Source organism: Woeseia sp. D3-10 (assembly GCF_055809415.1).
On sequence record NZ_JBVVTW010000007.1, the window covers coordinates 2,113,565 to 2,131,991 of the forward strand.

General features: G+C 58.5%; 14 protein-coding genes. 6 read left to right on the forward strand and 8 right to left on the reverse strand.

The window, feature by feature from the left end:
* Positions 1-28: 28 nt before the first annotated feature.
* Positions 29-781 (reverse strand): hypothetical protein, encoded by a 753-nt coding sequence (locus AC0L8N_RS09925; protein ID WP_473667484.1) that lies wholly within the window; start codon positions 779-781, stop codon positions 29-31.
* 18 nt (positions 782-799) lie between these two features.
* Positions 800-1,909: a ferrochelatase gene (hemH, locus tag AC0L8N_RS09930; protein ID WP_473667485.1), complete on the reverse strand. Its 1,110-nt coding sequence runs from the start codon at positions 1,907-1,909 to the stop codon at positions 800-802.
* 112 nt (positions 1,910-2,021) lie between these two features.
* On the opposite strand from hemH, the gene AC0L8N_RS09935 reads away from it, so the two are divergent.
* Positions 2,022-2,453, forward strand: a complete 432-nt coding sequence (locus AC0L8N_RS09935) for a hypothetical protein (protein ID WP_473667486.1) — start codon at positions 2,022-2,024, stop codon at positions 2,451-2,453.
* 7 nt (positions 2,454-2,460) lie between these two features.
* Here the strand turns inward: AC0L8N_RS09935 and AC0L8N_RS09940 are convergent, their stop codons facing one another.
* Positions 2,461-4,170 carry an alanine/glycine:cation symporter family protein gene (locus AC0L8N_RS09940; protein WP_473667487.1) on the reverse strand — a complete coding sequence of 570 codons (1,710 nt, stop codon included), beginning with the start codon at positions 4,168-4,170 and terminating at the stop codon, positions 2,461-2,463.
* A gap of 69 nt (positions 4,171-4,239) precedes the next feature.
* Positions 4,240-5,526: an acetyl-CoA C-acetyltransferase gene (locus AC0L8N_RS09945; RefSeq protein WP_473667488.1), complete on the reverse strand. Its 1,287-nt coding sequence runs from the start codon at positions 5,524-5,526 to the stop codon at positions 4,240-4,242.
* Positions 5,527-5,642: 116 nt separating this feature from the next.
* On the opposite strand from AC0L8N_RS09945, the gene AC0L8N_RS09950 reads away from it, so the two are divergent.
* Positions 5,643-7,001 carry an MATE family efflux transporter gene (locus tag AC0L8N_RS09950; protein ID WP_473667489.1) on the forward strand — a complete coding sequence of 453 codons (1,359 nt, stop codon included), beginning with the start codon at positions 5,643-5,645 and terminating at the stop codon, positions 6,999-7,001.
* Between the two features lie 5 nt (positions 7,002-7,006).
* Here AC0L8N_RS09950 and AC0L8N_RS09955 read toward each other — a convergent pair whose 3' ends face one another.
* Positions 7,007-7,672: a DUF924 family protein gene (locus AC0L8N_RS09955; RefSeq protein WP_473667490.1), complete on the reverse strand. Its 666-nt coding sequence runs from the start codon at positions 7,670-7,672 to the stop codon at positions 7,007-7,009.
* Positions 7,673-7,950: 278 nt separating this feature from the next.
* Here AC0L8N_RS09955 and AC0L8N_RS09960 point away from each other — a divergent pair, with 278 nt between their 5' ends.
* From AC0L8N_RS09960 to AC0L8N_RS09975, 4 genes are all read left to right on the forward strand, one after another.
* Positions 7,951-8,415, forward strand: a complete 465-nt coding sequence (locus AC0L8N_RS09960; RefSeq protein ID WP_473667491.1) for a hypothetical protein — start codon at positions 7,951-7,953, stop codon at positions 8,413-8,415.
* Between the two features lie 34 nt (positions 8,416-8,449).
* Complete coding sequence (locus AC0L8N_RS09965; protein ID WP_473667492.1) at positions 8,450-8,926, forward strand: LEA/WHy family protein; 477 nt, start codon at positions 8,450-8,452, stop codon at positions 8,924-8,926.
* A 325-nt stretch (positions 8,927-9,251) separates the two neighbouring features.
* Positions 9,252-13,709: a glutamate synthase large subunit gene (gene gltB / locus AC0L8N_RS09970; RefSeq protein ID WP_473667493.1), complete on the forward strand. Its 4,458-nt coding sequence runs from the start codon at positions 9,252-9,254 to the stop codon at positions 13,707-13,709.
* Positions 13,710-13,711: 2 nt separating this feature from the next.
* The gene (locus AC0L8N_RS09975) at positions 13,712-15,148 is read left to right on the forward strand and encodes an FAD-dependent oxidoreductase (RefSeq protein WP_473667494.1); all 1,437 of its coding nucleotides are present in this window, start codon (positions 13,712-13,714) and stop codon (positions 15,146-15,148) included.
* Between the two features lie 42 nt (positions 15,149-15,190).
* Here AC0L8N_RS09975 and AC0L8N_RS09980 read toward each other — a convergent pair whose 3' ends face one another.
* Genes AC0L8N_RS09980 through pdsR form a run of 3 tightly spaced genes read right to left on the reverse strand, consistent with a single transcriptional unit; the run spans position 15,191 to position 18,248 of the window.
* A complete protein-coding gene (locus AC0L8N_RS09980; RefSeq protein WP_473667495.1) occupies positions 15,191-15,484 on the reverse strand; it encodes an encapsulin-associated ferritin-like protein in 294 nt (97 codons plus the stop codon).
* Positions 15,485-15,512: 28 nt separating this feature from the next.
* A complete protein-coding gene (locus AC0L8N_RS09985) occupies positions 15,513-17,534 on the reverse strand; it encodes an ATP-binding protein (protein WP_473667496.1) in 2,022 nt (673 codons plus the stop codon).
* A gap of 18 nt (positions 17,535-17,552) precedes the next feature.
* Positions 17,553-18,248 (reverse strand): proteobacterial dedicated sortase system response regulator, encoded by a 696-nt coding sequence (gene pdsR / locus AC0L8N_RS09990; protein WP_473667497.1) that lies wholly within the window; start codon positions 18,246-18,248, stop codon positions 17,553-17,555.
* Positions 18,249-18,427 lie beyond the last annotated feature (179 nt).

Sequence of the window (18,427 nt, forward strand, 5' to 3'; positions counted from 1 at the left end):
TGCTGGGTATGAGCGCCGGACGGGTTGGTCAGACAGGGACGGCTTCTTCCTCTGAAACGAGGTAAGGCTCGCCCAGAAAGTCTTCAGCGAACAGGTACAAGCGCGTGCCTTCAGGCGCGACGAGTACCCCGAACGCACCTTCAAACCCCGGAAACTTCTGCCAGCGGAAACCAAAGCGTTCGACGATGTCGGCAACAGCCTGTGGGTCTGGGCACTTGAAGCAAATCGCTGCTTTGTCGAGGGCAATACTCTCGCTAAGCCCGAGCGGGAGTCCGCCGGCATCAAAGCGCATGTGCGTGGTCGGCTCTTCGCGCAAGCGTTCGAGGTGCGGAGCGAGCGGTGCCCAGAAACGCCCGGCATGCAGGGCGTCACGGGTTGGCAGAGTCAGTTCGAAAAAGCGACCGCAAACAGAATCATTGCCGCTTTCTTCAGGTGGCGAAAAAGTACGGGCCTCAATCAGTGCAACGTTGTGCCCGTCACTGTCAACGAACTGCAATTCATTGAAGACGTCTTCATCGAGGCGCATGAACGAGAATTCGAAACCGTGATCGCTCATTGCCCGCGCATGCCGGCTGAGGTCAGGCTGGACAAAAGTTAAGGTCGGCGAATCAAACACACGATCGTGCAAACCGATGACCAGATCGCCGTCGCTGACGACGGCGTAAGCGTGTGGCCAGACGTCGCCGGACTGCAATTCGGAAAAACCGAGTGCTCTGTAAAAACTTAGCGACGCCAGAATGTCGCTGGAATGAACACTGATTTCGAGCCAGCGCTCAAGCATAACCGTAGCCAGTGGCGTTCACGTCGCTGCTCCCATTTCGCGTGCGAGCCTGCGGCTGGTTTCAGGGTCATCAGCGTTGGAAATCGTGTTCCCGGGTGATAATTCGGGCCAGCCGCTCATGGTGTTTTGCAGCAAGGTGCTCAGGAACTCAACGTGATCCTCACTGGCATTGAGCGCCGGAATGTAGCGCAGCTTGCCGCCGCCGGCATCGGCGTACAGTTCGGCATTCTGCAGCGTTATTTCTTCCAGCGTCTCCAGACAGTCAGCGGAGAAGCCGGGGCAGACTACATCGATATCGCCATACCCGTCCCGGCCCCAACGTTTGAGTAATTCATCCGTGTAAGGCTGCAACCAGGGTTCGCGACCTACTCTGGACTGAAATCCAAGCGTCCATTCCGAATCTGCCAGTCCGAGTGCGTTGGCAACCAGCCGGGCCGTCTTCTGGCACTGGCAATGATAAGGATCACCGTCCAGCAGCATGCGTTGCGGCAGGCCGTGAAAGGAAAACAGCAGGTGCTGGCCCGCCCCCTTGCGCTCGCGAAAAGTGCGAATACTGTCGGTGAGCGCGGCGATATAGCCCTTGGCGTCATGGTAGTGATTGATGAAGCGCAACTCGGGAACCCAGCGGCGGCGAGACAGCAACGCGCTGACGTCCGCGAATACCGAGCCCGTGGTCGTGTTTGAGTACTGCGGGTAGAGTGGCAGCACAACAATGCGGCGCACGTGCTGTTCGTGCAGGCGCTCGAGGGCCGACTCAATGGACGGCTCTCCGTAGGACATGGCGAGTTCAACGGGTACGGGTTGCGACAGGCTGGTTGCCAATTGCTCCGCCACCCCGGCCGCAATGTCCTGACAATGCCAGAGCAAAGGTGAACCCCGATCCGTCCAGATCTGTCGGTATGCCGCAGCGGATTTGGCAGGCCGGGTACGCAGGATGTAGCCATTGAGTATGAGCCACCAAAGCGCGCGCGGTACTTCAACTACTCTTGGGTCGGATAGAAACTGCTTGAGGTAGCGACGAACGGCGGCCGTGGTCGGCGCGTCCGGCGTGCCGAGATTGACGAGCAGTACGCCCGAAGTATTCGGTGCGCCATGCGCGTAAGCGGGTGTAGCCAGGTATCTCGACATCGTGCTGTTCTTCCGGTGCGTGCCAACGCAAGTCGTTGACGGACAATACTAAAATGCTGCATTCGACGCCACCGATGGCTTACCATGCTGGGCCAGTTGGCAGGGGAACATTATGAGCGAAAACAACCCGGTGGCGCTTGAGGCGCGTAAACCCGGCAAGGTGGACTTGCTGCGCGACATTGGCCTTCTGCAATTGAAACTGATCGTTGACGGTCTTCGCGACTTCGCTCTGGTGCCGCTGTCGCTGGTCGCCGGTGCAATCAGCCTGATGTCGGGTCGTCGCGAGCCTGGTTCGGAGTTTTACGATTTACTGCGTTACGGCAAACGCAGCGAGCGCTGGATCAACCTGTTCGGCGCTATTGATCGTCTGGATGAGCCGAAAAAGCCGGACGAGACGGAAGCCGACCTTGATCGCATGATGGACCGGATCGAAACCTTCGTCGTCAAAGAGTATCGCGACGGCAATCTCACCAGTCAGGCCAAGGAAAAACTCGATAGCGCTATCGAGCGCTTGCAGCAGGCCACCCGGCGCACTGGCAAGTGAGGCGCTGTCAGCGCACGTCGCGACCGCTTAGTAATTCGTCCAGCGACGGCGGCGGGTGGTCGGGGCCCATTTCGCCGCGTTGCAAGCGGTCGTTGTATTCGCGGTAGGCGCGCATGGCCTGGTAGCCGAAAATCCACAGGATCGGCAGGTTCGCGTAAATAATGACGCCGAGGCCGATGCCGGTCAGGTTGTCGAGATCCGCGCTGGTCTGGATGTGGCCGAGTGTTGCAATAAACACGAGTGAGCAATAGAACAGGCGAAACGGCAGTACGCCGCGGCGACCGGCAAGGTGCACGGCTCCCTGTTCGCCGTAATAACCCCACGCGATGATTGTGGACACCGCAAACAGCCACGAGCTGATAGTGATCAGCCACTTGCCGAGTCCCGGTGTCACTGTATCGAAGGCTTTGGCGGTCAATGTCGCGCCGACGTAGTCGCGGTACAGGCCGTTTTCCACCACCTGGGGCTCGGTCGTGCTTGCAAGGGGGGCCCAGTTTGCGACGTAACCGGTCGTCGTTTGTTGGACCGTACCGGACAAGCGGTGCCGGTTGTGACCGGTCGCATCGTTCGCATCCGCTTCGACCACCAGCATCACCGGTTCGCCGTCACGCCAGTCAGTGCCTTGCAATTTAGTTGCGCTGAACACCCAGCCTGAATCGCTCAGTTGTGGCACAGGTCGGCTATCGAACGTCGCATCCGGCGCCCGGTTCCAGACGCCGGTGGAGAGAATGATGAGCGCGGTAAACGTGCACACGACGAGCGTGTCGATGAACGGTTCGAGACCGGCGACGATGCCCTCGCGCACGGGTTCGTTGGTCTTGGCTGCAGAGTGCGCGATAGCGGAGCCGCCCTGGCCGGCTTCGTTCGAGAAGATGGCGCGTTTCATACCGAACAGGAAGGCCGAGGCGACGGTACCACCGATGAACGCACCGCCAGCCTCGGTTGGGGTAAACGCGGAGGTGATAATCAACAGCAACATGCCCGGCACTTCAGCGATGTTGACCGCCAGTACCCATATGCCAGCGACGATATAGAAGAACACCATGACAGGGACCAGCACCCCGGTGACCTTGCCTATGCGCCGGATTCCGCCAAGCAGCACGGCGGCGACGATGACCGTCAGAATTGCGCCGCTGATCCAGCCGGCGACACCGAAGTATTGGCCGGTAACGTCAGCGACATTCCATGCCTGGAACATATTGCCGCCGGTGGATGCTGACATCATGACGCAGATAGAAAACATCACCGCGAGAAATTTACCGAGCCAGGCAAGCTCCGGCTTCATGCGTTTCAACGCGCGGTCCGCGACCCACATTGGTCCGCCGTGCGGGTTATCCGGGTCGTCGGTATTGCGGTAGAGCATCGACAGCGTGACTTCCGTCAGCTTGATTGCCATACCGAGGATCGCGACGACCCACATCCAGAAAATCGCGCCGGGCCCACCCAGTGCTATCGCGAGCGCAACACCGCCGATGTTACCGAGGCCTACCGTGCCGGAAAGTGCGGCAGACAGTGCCTGGAAATGATTGATCGCACCCGGGTCTTGCGGGTCGTCATAGACGCCGCGCACCACGGCGGGTGCGTGTCGCAGCACCCGGTACTGGCAAAAGCCGCTCCACACGGTAAACAGGACACCGGTGCCGGCAATGATGAACAGCCAGGTTTCGTTCCAGAGCACCGCATTTATCGATGCCAGTATCTGGCTGAGATCACCCATCCGCGCCTCTTCAGGTCATGCAAAGCTGCTTGGTTTCGTGCTGCCCAGCTCGGCGCAGCCGGTCAGGTTTCAGCTGGCTTCCAGGATCGCTGTGACGCCCATGCCGCCCGCGGTGCAAACTGAAACAAGGCCGCGGCCCGAGCCTTTCTCGCTCAGCAATTTGGCCATGGTGCTGATAACGCGCGCACCGGTTGCAGCAAACGGATGGCCAATGGCAAGGCTGCCGCCTTTGACATTGAGTTTGTCCAGCGGAACGGCGCCCATCGGTTCCTGCCGGCCGAGTTTGTCCCGGCAAAAATCGGCTGATTGCCAGGCCTTCATGGTCGCGAGCGTTTGTGCGGCAAAGGCTTCATGGATTTCGTAGAAATCAAAGTCCTGCAAGGTCAGCCCTGCGACCTTGAGCATGTCTGAAACGGCATAGGCCGGTGCCAGCAGCAGGCCGTCGGTGTTGATGAAATCGACCGCCGAGACCTTGCAAAAGGTCAGCCACGCGCTGACCGGCAGATTCTTCAACCGCGCCCAGTCTTCCGACGCGAGCAAGACCGCGCCGGCGCCATCAGTGAGCGGTGTGCTGTTGCCGGCTGTCATGGTGCCTGCACTGGACCGGTCAAACACCGGCTTCAGTTTGGCGAGCTTGTCGTAGGTTGTGTCACGACGAATATTGTTGTCTTCCCTGGTACCCCGAAACGGCACGATGAGATCTTTGTAGAAGCCCGCATCGTAAGCAGCAGCTGCTTTCAGATGACTCGCGAGAGCGAGCTGATCCTGATGCTCGCGGGTGATTCCAAACTCCTTGGCCGTAATCTCGGTGCTCTCGCCCATCGATAAATTCGTGCGTGGTTCAACGACCCCCGGCAGCTGAGGTTTAAAATGCCGCGGCCGCAGTTTGAGCCAGGGTTTGAGGCGGCCACCGAGGCTGCGTGCACGAAACACTTCCATCAGAATCGCGCGATAGTCGTCCGGGTACACGATCGGTGCGTCGCTGATGGAGTCGGTACCGCCGGCAATGCCGGCTTCAATCTGGCCAAGCGATATCTTATTGGCTATCTGGATGCATGCTTCGATACTGGTGCCGCAGGCGCGTTGCAGATCGACGCCCGGTGTACGCAAGGACAGACCCGAGCCGATGACGCACTCGCGTGCAAGATTCCAGTCTTTCGAGTGTTTGATAACCGCGCCGAGCGCGACGTCTCCAAGCACCTGGCCCTTCAAATCGAATTTCTTAACGAGTGCGGCGAGTGTCGCCGTCATCATGTCCTGATTGGAGCACGAGGAATACGCGGTGTGCGCACGGCAAAAGGGGATTCGTAGTCCACCGATAATAGCAACGCGTCTGGCTTGTCCGTCGTGAAGCATCATCCTTCTCCGTTCATGTAGGCACAGTGGTCGCGAACACTGGCACTTTACACCATGGACCATGGAATCGGCAGCGACGCGTGCTAGAGTCGCCGCAAAACAAGCAACTGATCACGATGATTATTTTTACCTCCGGCAAGAACTGGTGTACTGAGGCGACTGGGCTATTTCGCTTCGCCGGTCCGTTAATAGTCAATAATCTGGCTGTTGCCGGCATGCAGTTCGCCGATGCCATCATGGCCGGCCAGATCGGGGCAAAGGCGCTGGCGGCAGTGGCCGTCGGGGCCAGTGTCTGGTTTCTCGGCATGACGCTGATGCTTGGGCTCATGATGGCGATCTCTCCCATTGCCGCCCGCTATTTTGGTTCCGGCCAGCCGGCACTGATCGGCCGTTACACTCGTCATGGCCTCTGGCTTTCATTGCTGATGGGCTCGACCTTGATCCTGCTTGCGCATTTTCTTGCGGCTCCGGTGCTGGCGTTCGTTGGCATCGATCTCGAGTTTCGCGGGCTGACCCTCGACTACCTGCTGGCGATTATCTGGGGTGCGCCGGCAATCAGCGCGTTTTTTGCCTTCCGGTTTACAACCGAAGGTGTTGGTCGAACGCGTCCCATCATGTACACATCTTTACTGGCGCTCGTCTGCAACGTGTTCCTGAACTGGGTATTCATGTTCGGGCATCTGGGCGTTCCGGCGATGGGGGCGGCAGGTGCCGGTGTCGCGAGTGCGGTCACGATGTGGTTGATCATGCTAGTGCTTGGCTCTTACATGTTGCTGCACCCGATCTACCGCTCACTGGAAATACATCAACGCTTTTATCGACTGCGGCCGGAAGTGTTTCGCGAGATCATTGGATTGGGCTGGCCTATCGCCATTACGATTGCCGCGGAAGCCGGATTATTTTCCGTCGTGTCGATACTGATGGGGACGCGTGGCGTCGCGATTACTGCGGCGCATCAGATCGCCCTGAACTTCGCATCAACGATGTTTATGGTGCCGCTGGCATTGAGTTCGGCCCTGACGATACGAATCGGCCATGCCATCGGCGGCGGGAACATGGCAGCAGCGCGCTTCACCGGTGTGGTTGGCATCGTCATGTGCGGTGCGTTTATGGCTTTGTCTGCCAGTTTTTTGCTGATCTTTCGCGAGCAGGTGGTTGGCCTCTATACCAACGATGAGGCCGTGCGTGCCATTGCCATCAGTTTGTTGCTAATGGCGGCCGCCTTCCAGATAGCAGACGGCCTGCAAATCGGCGCGGCGGCAGCGTTGCGCGGCTACAAAGACACGCGCACCCCGATGCTGATCAACATGTTTAGCTATTGGGTGTTGGCATTTCCGCTGGCCTACGTAGCGGCTATCCCCTTACAGGCAGCACCGAACTGGATTTGGGCCGGATTTGTACTGGGCCTGACTGTTGCGGCCGTGTTGCTTGGGATACGTTACAACCGGGTGTCGCTGCGTGGTTTGCAAGCCTAGCGCGGTCAGGACTGGCCGAAATCCGGTGTGTCGTCGCCTGACAGGTATTCATCTTCTTCTTTGGTGTTGGGCCGGCCCAGCAACTGGTTGCGGTGCGGGAAGCGTCCGTACTGTGCAACGATATCGCGGTGCAGTTCGGCAAACTGAAGAACGGTTTCGAAGGTTTCGCGGTAAGTAGCGGATACCGCTTTGGCCAGGCGCTCGTAAATCTGAATCGATTTTTCCTGCACCCGTCGCGATTCGGCATGCTGCAACGGCATGTAGAAAAAAACCCGTTCGATCGGTGTCAGGCTCTTGTCCATGTTTTGCATGGCACCTTCAACACATAACTTGAGTGCCCGCTTGTCCATGTCGAACGCTTTCTCGGTGCCTCGATAAATATTGCGACGAAACTGGTCAAGCAGAATTATCAGCGCGAGTCGGCCGCGCGCTTGATCGGCCCAGTGCTGGAGCTTGCCGTTGGAGGCACGTTCGATATCGCCCGAAAACTCTTTCTCTATTTCTTGATCGAAGTCGGGATTCTCGCCGAACCAGGTGTCCATACGTGCATCAATCTGCGGCGCACTGAGTTCTTGCTCCTGAAACCAGAATGACAGCACACGATCGATGCGCAATTGATCGTCATCCGTCATCGTTGCATCCATGCTTTCGCTGAGAAGTTTTACCGACATAGTTTTTTCCGGGGTTGCTCGACCGCGCCGTCGCGGGTTCGTTTACCAAAACTGATGCGATCTGCGAATTGCGTCACGAATCTCGCCTTTACCCCACGCAAATAGTCGGGTATGGATGAAGTCTAGCCTACCTTATTCGTCGCGGCGTCACCGGGAGTGGTTAACGGTATGAGTATCGAAACAGCGAAAATTCTAAGCCGTGACACCAACCGCCGGCTGCGCGGAGCCACACCGTTTATATTGCGGCTGACACCGATTAGAGCGGAGCGTCCCTACGAATGTTGAGTTCGAAGCGGCAACTTTGGGTCATCGGCGGCCTGGTTCTGCTGCTTGCGGGCCTGTTCGGCTGCGGCGACCCGCCACCCCCGCCGGAACAGGCAGTGCGTGCGTGGCTCGGCGAGGCAGAAGAAGAGGCAGAACGGAAAGACCGGGTAGCACTAATGACCAGAATAGCGGCGTCATACACTGATGCGCGCGGCTATGAACGATCCGATCTGGATCGCATGTTCAGGATCATGTTCCTGCGTCAGAACGCGATTGTCCTGTTAGTCGATATCGAAAGTATCGTGATTCATCAGGAAACGGCGGCCGATGTTGTGCTTAAAGTTGGAATGGCCGGCTCGAACAACAGTGTGTTGGGTTTCAGTGCCGACGCCTACCGTTTCGAACTGGAACTCCAGCTTGAGGGCAACGACTGGTTGCTGACTGGCGCCCGCTGGGGTGAGCTGAATGAGTTACGCTGATTGCTATACACTGCGAAACAGCAGGAGACAGGCTATGGACAGGCGGATAAGGAAGGCTCGATCAGGATTCGTTGTGGTGTGTGCAACGATGCTACTCAATGCCTGTGCGAGTCAGGGGCCGGTCATAGAAAGCCCGGTCGTAGAGCTCAGTTCAATAGAGTTGCTCGAGTTGAATTTGCGACGGCAGACGTTTCGCCTGCATTTTGACGTGGCCAACCCGAACCCGTTTCCGCTCCCGATCAAGAGCGTGCAATACGCCGTATTTCTCGAGGCGCGGCAGTTTGCGAGCGGCGAAACTGCCAGCCGCTTCACGGTGCCGGCCCGAGGTGAAAGCAGCTTCGGCATCAGCGTCGATCTCGATCTGATGAGTACCGCATCGAGTTTTGCCTCATTGCTGCGCTCGGGTACGTCGCGGCCAATTCCTTACCAGGTGAGCGGCAGTGTCGCGGTCGGCATTCCATTCGCGCCACCGCTGCGTTTTTCGCAGGACGGCACCATCTTGGTGCAGTGATAGCAGGCAGGTGACTGGCCCCGCCGCTTGCGCATTGCGCGGCTATTCGCCGGCCGAGGATGCTTGCCGGCCTGCTATACAAGGCTCAAACGCCCGTCGCGTGTGGTCAGGCGCGGTGGAATTCGACTGCCACTGGCCGAAAGCAAACCCACTGTCATATACTGGCCGGCGTTAGGCGCTCTATAAACTATCCAGGAAGTACCAGCCGCGGTTCACCATCGTAGGCTCAAACGCCGTACTACGGCCTCTCGGAATAACTGGGCGTCATTTCATATCGCTGGTTGCGTATTAGGGGAGTCGCTGTTGCAGACTCTCCGGGGTAGACATGACTGAGAATTCTGCAAACGGCTTGTACGACAAAGCCTTCGACCGCGACAGCTGCGGCTTCGGCTTGATTGCGAACATTGATGATCAACCCAGTCACTGGGTTATTGCCACCGCGATCAGCTCCCTTGCTCGTCTCACTCATCGTGGCGCTGTAGCCGCCGACGGAAAAACCGGCGACGGCTGCGGGCTGTTGATCAAGTTTCCGGAAACCTTTTTGCGTACGGTCGCCAGTGAGGCCGGTATTTCCGTCGCTGATCGTTTTGCGGCCGGTACTGTTTTTCTCAGCACGGATCCTGAGATTGCAGCCGCGACCCGGCAAACCATCGACAATGCATTGCGCGCGAGCGGACTCGAGCTTGCCGGTTGGCGGGTAGTACCTACCGATCCTTCCGTCTGTGGTGATCTGGCATTGCGTACTCTGCCGCGCATCGAGCAGGTGTTCGTCAATGCGCCGGACGGTCTGCAGCGCGGCACCTTGAATCGCGCCCTGTTTCTGGCGCGACGTCGTGCCGAAAATCAGATGAGTGCAATTGATCCGACGGCGTACATTGCCAGTCTGTCCTCGGCAACGATCAGCTACAAAGGCATGGTGATGCCGGATGTGCTGCCAAGCTTCTATCGCGATCTTCAGGATCCGCGCCTGGAAACTTCGGTTTGCCTGTTCCACCAGCGTTTCTCAACCAACACCTTGCCGGAATGGCGGCTCGCGCAACCGTTTCGCTTCATCGCACATAACGGCGAAATCAACACGATTTCCGGCAACCGCAACTGGGCGCTCGCGCGCGCTGAAAATTTTGTGTCCGATAAGTTGGAAAGCGTTGCGGATCTGCAGCCGATTGTGTCGCTGACGGGATCCGATTCCTCCAGCCTCGACAATATGCTCGAAGTAATGCGCGCGGGCGGCATGGACGTGCTGCAGGCGATGCGCATACTGATTCCTCCCGCATGGCACACCGTCGACACCATAGACGCCGATGTGCGCGCGTTCTACGAGTTCTACGACTGCCACATGGAACCGTGGGACGGTCCCGCCGGTATCGTGCTGACGGACGGCCGCTACGCGGCCTGCTGTCTCGATCGCAACGGTTTGCGGCCCGCACGCTACGTCATAACGAAAGACCGGCATATTACGATCGCCTCGGAAATCGGCGTTTACGACTACGACGACAAAGACGTCGTTAGCAAGGGTCGCCTTGGGCCGGGTGAAATGCTGGCGGTGGATTTGCGTCAGGGCCGCTTACTCTTCAATGACGATATTCACGACATTCTGAAAGCGCGGGCGCCGTACAAGAAATGGTTGAAGCAAGGTGTACGTTACCTTGATTCGGAGTTGGTCGATCGGCACATGGCCGCCGAGCCGATGAACGAAGAAACGCTCGCGACTTACCAGAAGATGTTCAATCTCAGCCGCGAAGAGCTGGTGGAGATTGTTGCCGTACTCGCTCAGGCAGAGCAGGAAGCGGTGGGTTCCATGGGCGACGATACGCCGATGCCGGTATTGTCGAAGCAAGTGCGGCCGCTGTTCGATTACTTCCGTCAGCAGTTTGCGCAGGTTACCAATCCGCCGATTGACTCCTTGCGCGAGCGCATCGTCATGTCGCTGCAAACGAATATCGGACGCGAAGGTTCCTTGTTTGATATCGGTCCTGAGAGTGCACGCCAGGTCATCATGAACTCACCGGTACTCTCGCAGCGCAAACTGCGACAATTGCTTGGGCCGGACATGTTCGCGGACGAACACTCGTTCATCGATCTGAATGCGCCGGAAACCGAATCGCTGCAGGATTCGCTCACGCGCATTTGTAATGAGGCGGAGCAAGCCGTCGATGACGGCAAAGTCATCATTATGCTCAGCGACCGCTATCTGAAACCCGGCCAGTTACCGGTGCATGCGTTGTTGGCTACAGGTGCGGTCCACCATCGGCTTATCGAGATCGGCAAGCGCTGCAAAATCAACATCCTGGTAGAGACCGGCATGGCCCGCGATCCGCACCACATCGCTTGTCTGATTGGCTACGGGGCGACCGCGGTTTATCCCTATCTCGTATACCAAAGCCTGTATGACCTGGCCCGACGCGGTAATGTGGATGATCAGCAGCAGCTGGGCCGTAGCTACCGCCGTGGTGTGCGTAAAGGTCTGTTCAAGATCATGTCGAAGATGGGCATATCTTCCATCTCGAGTTACCGCGGGTCGCAGCTGTTTGAGATCGTCGGCTTGCATAAAGACGTTGTTGATCGGTGCTTTCGCGGCACCGTCAGCCGGGTACAGGGCGCAAATTACAAAGACTTGCAGGATGATCAACGTCAACTCGCCGCCTGTGCGTGGGAGCCGCGTACACCGCTCAATCAGGGTGGCTTGCTGAAATACGTGCACGGCGGCGAATACCACTGCTACAACCCCGACGTGATCGCGACCCTGCAGGCGGCCGTACGCAGTGGTGACAAAGATCGCTACAACGATTACGCGAAGCTGGTTAACGAACGACCGGTCGCGACTTTCCGCGACCTGATGGCGGAGCAGCCGTTAGGCGCGCCGGTGCCGATTGACGAAGTCGAGTCGGTGGAAGACATTCTCAAACGTTTCGACAGTGCAGGCATGTCATTGGGCGCGTTATCGCCCGAAGCACATGAAGCACTGGCCATCGCGATGAACCGCATCGGCGCGCGTTCGAATTCGGGCGAAGGTGGCGAAGATCGTTCGCGTTACGGCACTGAGCGTATGTCGAAAATCAAGCAGGTAGCGTCCGGCCGTTTCGGCGTAACCGCCGAATACCTCGTGAATGCCGAGGTTATCCAGATCAAGATTGCGCAAGGCGCGAAGCCCGGTGAAGGCGGCCAGTTGCCGGGGCACAAGGTTAACGAGATGATCGCGACGCTGCGTTATGCGCGGCCAGGTGTAGGGCTGATTTCGCCACCGCCGCATCACGATATCTATTCCATCGAAGACTTGGCCCAGCTCATCTTCGACCTGAAACAGGTCAATCCCGAAGCGCTGGTTTCTGTGAAGCTGGTGTCGGAGCCCGGTGTCGGTACGATCGCCGCTGGGGTAGTGAAAGCCTACGCCGACCTGGTCACCATCTCCGGGTACGACGGTGGTACCGGCGCGAGTCCGCTGAGCTCGGTCAAGTACGCGGGCAGTCCGTGGGAACTGGGTTTGTCCGAAGCACAGCAGGTGTTACGCGCGAACGGTCTGCGGCACCGGGTTCGCTTGCAGACGGACGGAGGCCTCAAGACCGGTCTCGATGTCATCAAGGCGGCGATGCTGGGCGCGGAAAGTTTCGGTTTCGGAACCGCACCGATGGTTGCGCTGGGCTGCAAGTATTTGCGTATTTGCCACCTAAACAACTGTGCCACGGGTGTCGCGACGCAGAACAACATCCTGCGCAGCGATTTCTTCGTCGGTTTGCCGGAGATGGTCGTCAATTTCTTTACGTTCGTGGCCGAAGACGTTCGTCAGCGGCTCGCCGATCTCGGCGTGCGCAGGCTTGATGAGATTATCGGTCGCGCCGATTTGCTGCAGGCGAAAGCCGGCGATACGGCCCGGCAACAGCAACTCGATATCAGTCCTATTCTGTCGCTGGGTGGCGTTGCGGATGACGTGCCACGCTTCTGCGGCAGTGAGCGCAATCAACCGTTCGATCGGGGCGAGTTGGCCGAACAAATGCTGGCCGAAGTGCTGCCGGCCATCGAGGGCAAGACCGGCGGCGACTTCGAATTCACGGTACGCAATTTCAATCGATCAATCGGCGCCCGCCTGTCAGGCGAGATAGCCCGACGCTACGGCAATCACGGCATGCTTGAAGCACCGCTCAACATTACTCTGAACGGTACTGCCGGCCAGAGTTTCGCGGCGTGGAATGTTGACGGCCTGAACATGGAGTTAACCGGCGATGCCAACGATTACGTAGGCAAAGGCATGACCGGCGGTCGTATCGTTGTGCGGCCTCCGGCGACTGCTGCCTACGTTGCGCGCGAGACCAGCATTATCGGCAACACCTGTCTGTACGGTGCGACCGGCGGGCAGTTATTCGCGGCAGGCCTGGCGGGCGAGCGCTTCGCGGTCCGAAATTCCGGTGCGACCACCGTCGTTGAGGGTGCTGGCGACCATTGTTGCGAATACATGACGGGCGGCGTCGTGGTAGTACTGGGCCGCACTGGCGTTAATTTTGGCGCCGGACTTACCGGTGGTTTTGCCTACGTGCTCGATATCGATCGCAATTTCGTGGATCGCTATAACCACGAGCTGATCGATATCCACCGGATTACGCCCGAGAGCATGGAAGCGCATTTGCACCATTTGCGCACCCTGATTGCCGCGCACGCCGACTACACAGGTAGCGCCTGGGCTGAGGAAATTCTGGAAGATTTCCGCAGTTACCTGCCGAAGTTCTGGGTCGTGAAACCCAAGGCAGCAGAACTTGGCTCGCTCATAGAATCATTAAGGCAGGCGGCGTAACCATGTCAAAGCACCCATTACAGTTTCTCGAATTGCCGCGCCGCGACCCGGAAAAAGTGCCGGCCGAAATTCGCATCAAACACTACTCGGAAATTTACGGGCAGTATGACGGTGCCGATGCAGCGAGTCAGGCCGGGCGTTGTTTGTCTTGTGGCAATCCTTACTGTGAGTGGAAGTGCCCGGTCCACAACTACATACCGAACTGGTTGCGCTTGATTGAAGAAGGCCGTTTGTTCGAAGCGGCGGAGTTATCGCACCAAACCAACTCTTTGCCGGAAGTTTGCGGACGGGTGTGTCCGCAGGATCGCTTGTGCGAAGGGGCTTGTACACTGAATGACGGTCTTGGCGCCGTCAGTATTGGCAACATCGAAAAATACATCACGGACGAAGCACTGAAGCTCGGCTGGCGACCCGACATGTCGCAGGTGATAGATACCGGCAAACGTGTCGCTATCGTCGGTGCAGGTCCCGCAGGATTGGCGGCTGCTGACGTACTCGCGCGCAACGGTATTCGCGCCGTCGTGTTTGATGCGTACTCCGAGATTGGTGGCCTGCTGACGTTCGGCATTCCTCCGTTCAAACTGGAGAAGAGTGTCATCCGTACGCGTCGCGAAATTCTGGAAGGCATGGGCGTGACATTCCAGCTCAATACTCGGGTCGGAGAAGACCTGCCATTTGAAACGTTGCTGAATGACTACGATGCGGTGTTCCTGGGTATGGGTACGTACACCTCTGTGCGTGGCGGTTTTGCCGGCGAAGACCTTGATGGTGTACACGAGGCGTTGCCGTACCTGATTTCAAACATCAATCGACAACTCGGCATCGCGGATTCGGCAACGCCGTACATCGATCTGGCCGACAAGAACGTCGTGGTGCTGGGTGGTGGCGATACCGGCATGGATTGTAATCGCACGGCTATCCGCCAGGGTGCTGCTTCCGTTTCCTGCGCCTACCGACGCGATGAAGCGAATATGCCCGGTTCGCGCCGCGAGGTGATGAACAGCCGCGAGGAAGGTGTGAATTTCCTGTTCAACATGCAGCCTCTGGAAATTGTCGGAAGCGACCGGGTAACCGGCGTGAAAGTAATAGAAACCCAGTTAGGTGAAGCGGATGCCGGTGGTCGGCGACGTCCGGAGCCCAAGCCCGGAACGGAGCAGATCTTGCCAGCGGATGCAGTCGTGATTGCGTTTGGTTTCCGGCCCAGCCCGGCAGACTGGTTTGCGGAGCAGCAAATCGACGTTCAGCCGAATGGCCGGGTTCGGGTCGACAAGCTGGGCGAGTATCCCTACCAGACCAGCAATCCGAAAGTATTCGCGGGCGGTGACATGGTGCGCGGTTCCGACCTCGTGGTCACGGCCGTGTTCGAGGGCCGTGAAGCGGCAAAAGGCATCGCCAGCTGGCTGGGTGTTGAAGCCGCAGCGCACGCTGCCATCGACTGACGGCAACGGCGCTGGCTTGGTCGCGCAGTGTGTACTGCGGGGTCAGTCGTGGTGACCGCCGATTTCACCTTCTGTAAACAAAGAGTCTCGCAGTTCTTTGTCCAGCGTTGGGTCGCGGCGACGTATCCATTCCAGCACCATCGCTGCGTGTTCCTTTTCCTCGTCCCGGTTGTGCGCCAGTATTTTCGCGAGCTCAGGGTCTTTGCAGGCATCGACACGCTGGTTGTACCAATCGACCGCTTCCAGTTCTTCCATTAACGACGTGATCGCGCGATGCATATCGCGAGTCTCGTCCGTCAGCTCCTCAATTGGCTCGTGATAGCCTTCGTTTGACATGGCTTGCTCTCCTTGGGTCTTCGATATTTCATGATGACACCGTTCGCGCGAAATCGCGCACAAGTGAAAAACTGAAACGCACGCCGTCATCGGTATTGTCTGCCGTGATATGGCCGCCGTGGCCCTCAGCGATGACGCGGGCGATGAACAGGCCGAGGCCAAGGTGCTGACTCGCGCTGCCGGCGCGCACCGAGACCATCGAATCGAACAGTTGGCCGCGCATTTTTTCTGGCAACGGCGGGCCGGAATTGACGATATCAACGTGCAACATGCCATTGTCTTCGCGCAGCGTCGTTCGTATGTCAGCGCCGCTGTGACTGAAGTCCACGGCGTTGTCGATGAGTTTATCCAGCAACTGGAGGACTAACTCAGGTGCACCCTGCATGAGCGTATTGTGTGCCGTTTTTTTGTAGGGGAACGCGTGTTGCGGCCACGCTGTTGCATAAGCCGAGAGCGCCGAACGCAGCACGTGATCAAGGTCAAACGTTTCAACCTCGGCCTGAGTAACCAGTTCCTCAATGCGATTTGCCTCGCTCATGGCACTGAGAATGCCTTTCAGACGATCAACGCCGTCGCGTGCCCGGTCCGTGTAACGCCGGCCTTCCGTGGAAAGAGGTTCGTGTTCCAGGTTGTCGAGTGATGAACGCACGATGGTCAGCGGTGTGCGCAGTTCGTGCGACAGTTTTGACGCCAGTGAACGCAGGTATTCGTTGTAGTCACCCAACTGACGCAGCACGCTGGAAAAACTGCGTGAGAGATCGCCTATCTCATCGTGCGCATTCAGACTGGGCAGCTCCGCGTGGGCGCGATCATCATCCAGCGCACGGCGCGCGCCGTGGCTGAGACGCCGCACACGCTGCGACAGCCAGCTGGCGTAACCCAGCAAAGCACCCGCCGCTACCAAGGTGGCAATCAGGGTAAACGTCATTAATCGGGTTAAGGCATCGCTTGTCAGGCTAAGTATTGCGTCCGTACCTTGTTGCAGTACCACCACGCCCGTCTGTACGTTGCCGGACCAAACCGGTTGGGCAACAGCGACGACCGCGCGGCCGGTCTGAGCCGAGCGGAACCAGCTGTCCTGCATGGAGCCATTCAATGCTGCTTCAATGTAACGTTGTTGTTCGCGCCCGGATGGATCGGGTTCTGCAAGCTGGGCTTCTTCGCCAGGTTCAAGAATGGCGTCGTAGGCGAGCCGCAGCCAACCCGATCGCTCCTGACCGCCGCGTCGGCTGCCGCCGGAAATACTGCCGGCACTGGCCAGTCGCCAGCCGTCACGGTCGGTGACGATCAGGCGCAACCCCGCCTGAACATAGCCACCGAGCACGCTTTGCAGCAGGGGCGAGGGCATGACCAGTCGACCCGGCTGCGGACCACTGTAGCTGCTGCTGCGTACGCTGCTGCCGGAACGCCGGGCGTTGTTGACGACCAGTCCCACGGCCGGGCCGAGAACCTGGCGCGGCACACGACCTTCCAGCTGATAGCCGTTTGGCGTGTCCTGCCAGTGGGCAACAATGCGTTGATCGGAATCGTTGTCAGCACGTCGCGCAACGATTCTTCCCGGCGCTTCCGGCGCGAACCGCAACTCAATGGCCTCGTCTTGGCCGCCGACGCCGGTCAGAGAAATACTGTCGACGTCGCTGCTGTTGTCCGGGCTGGCGTACACCACGCTCTGGTCAGGCACTTCGACGTAGAACCACAGTTGCTGACGCCAGGTGCCGAACAAATAGCGAATGCCGCCATCAACGCCACGCATTTCGCGCAGAGAGTCTTGCGAGATCGTCCAGTCGTCGAGGTAGCCATCCAGCAGCGGTTCGCGTTCGAGCGGGTGCGCGTAGATCTGACCAGCACCAAAAGCCGTGTTGTTCCGCGGCGTCAGGAATTCGTCGGGAAACTGCGCCAGAGAATCAGCGATCGCCTGCGCGGTGCCGGCGAGCATTTGTTGCTGGCCATCGCGCAGCGCTGTTTCCGTTTCGCGGATAAACTGCACGCCGGCCCACGGTAGTACCAGGGTCAGCAAACTGATGAGTAGCAACTGGCGCCGTAGGTTCATCGCAGGTTTTGCCGCCGGTTATTGACTGCCGAGCCAGCGGTAGCCCATGCCGTAGGCTGTTTCGATCGCATCAAAGCCGGGGTCTACAGCAATGAATTTCCGCCGGATACGTTTGATGTGCGAGGTAATCGTGTTGTCATCGAGTACGGCCTGCGCAGCATCCATCAGTTGTTGGCGATTCTTGACGTGCCCCGGGAAACGCGCCAACGCATGCACCATCCAGAACTCAGTCAGTGTCAGACCGACCGGCTCATCGCGCCAGCGCACCGTCATGCGGTCAAGATCAAGTTCGAGGTCGCCGCGCCGCAACAGCGATTGTCCGGAATCCGGCCGTTGCATGGCATCCAGTCTGCGAAACAGCGCGGCAATGCGGGCCATCAGGTGCGGCAGGCTGATGTCTTTTGTGAGGTAGTCGTCGGCGCCGAGCCGAAGCCCGGAAACGGCATCGAATTCACTGTCCCGAGCGGTCAGAAATATGATCGGCAGGTCATCCGACATCTGGCGCAGGCGGCGGCATAACTCGAAGCCGCCTTCGACATCGTCCTGCAGGTTGATATCGATCACGACGAGATCCGGCAAGCGTGCCTCGAAAGCCTGTAAGGCGGGCAGCCGCGCCGCGAATAAATCAACGGTGTATCCCTCGCGCCTGAATCCGGCAGCGTAGTTCTCGCGGATCGCTGCTTCGTCTTCGACGATGGCAATTCTCTTTGACATTCCGTTCTTTCCTGCTGGCTCGCAACGCAAGCGTCGTCACGTAGATACAGAACAGAATAACGTTGTTCGGCGCAAGCGCCTAGTGGCGGTATTGCGGACACCGGTGTGCAGTGAGCGGCATGCTCCGCGTGCGGTGTTGCGCAGTCTAAGCGACACAATTCGCCACATTCTGTCGTTGC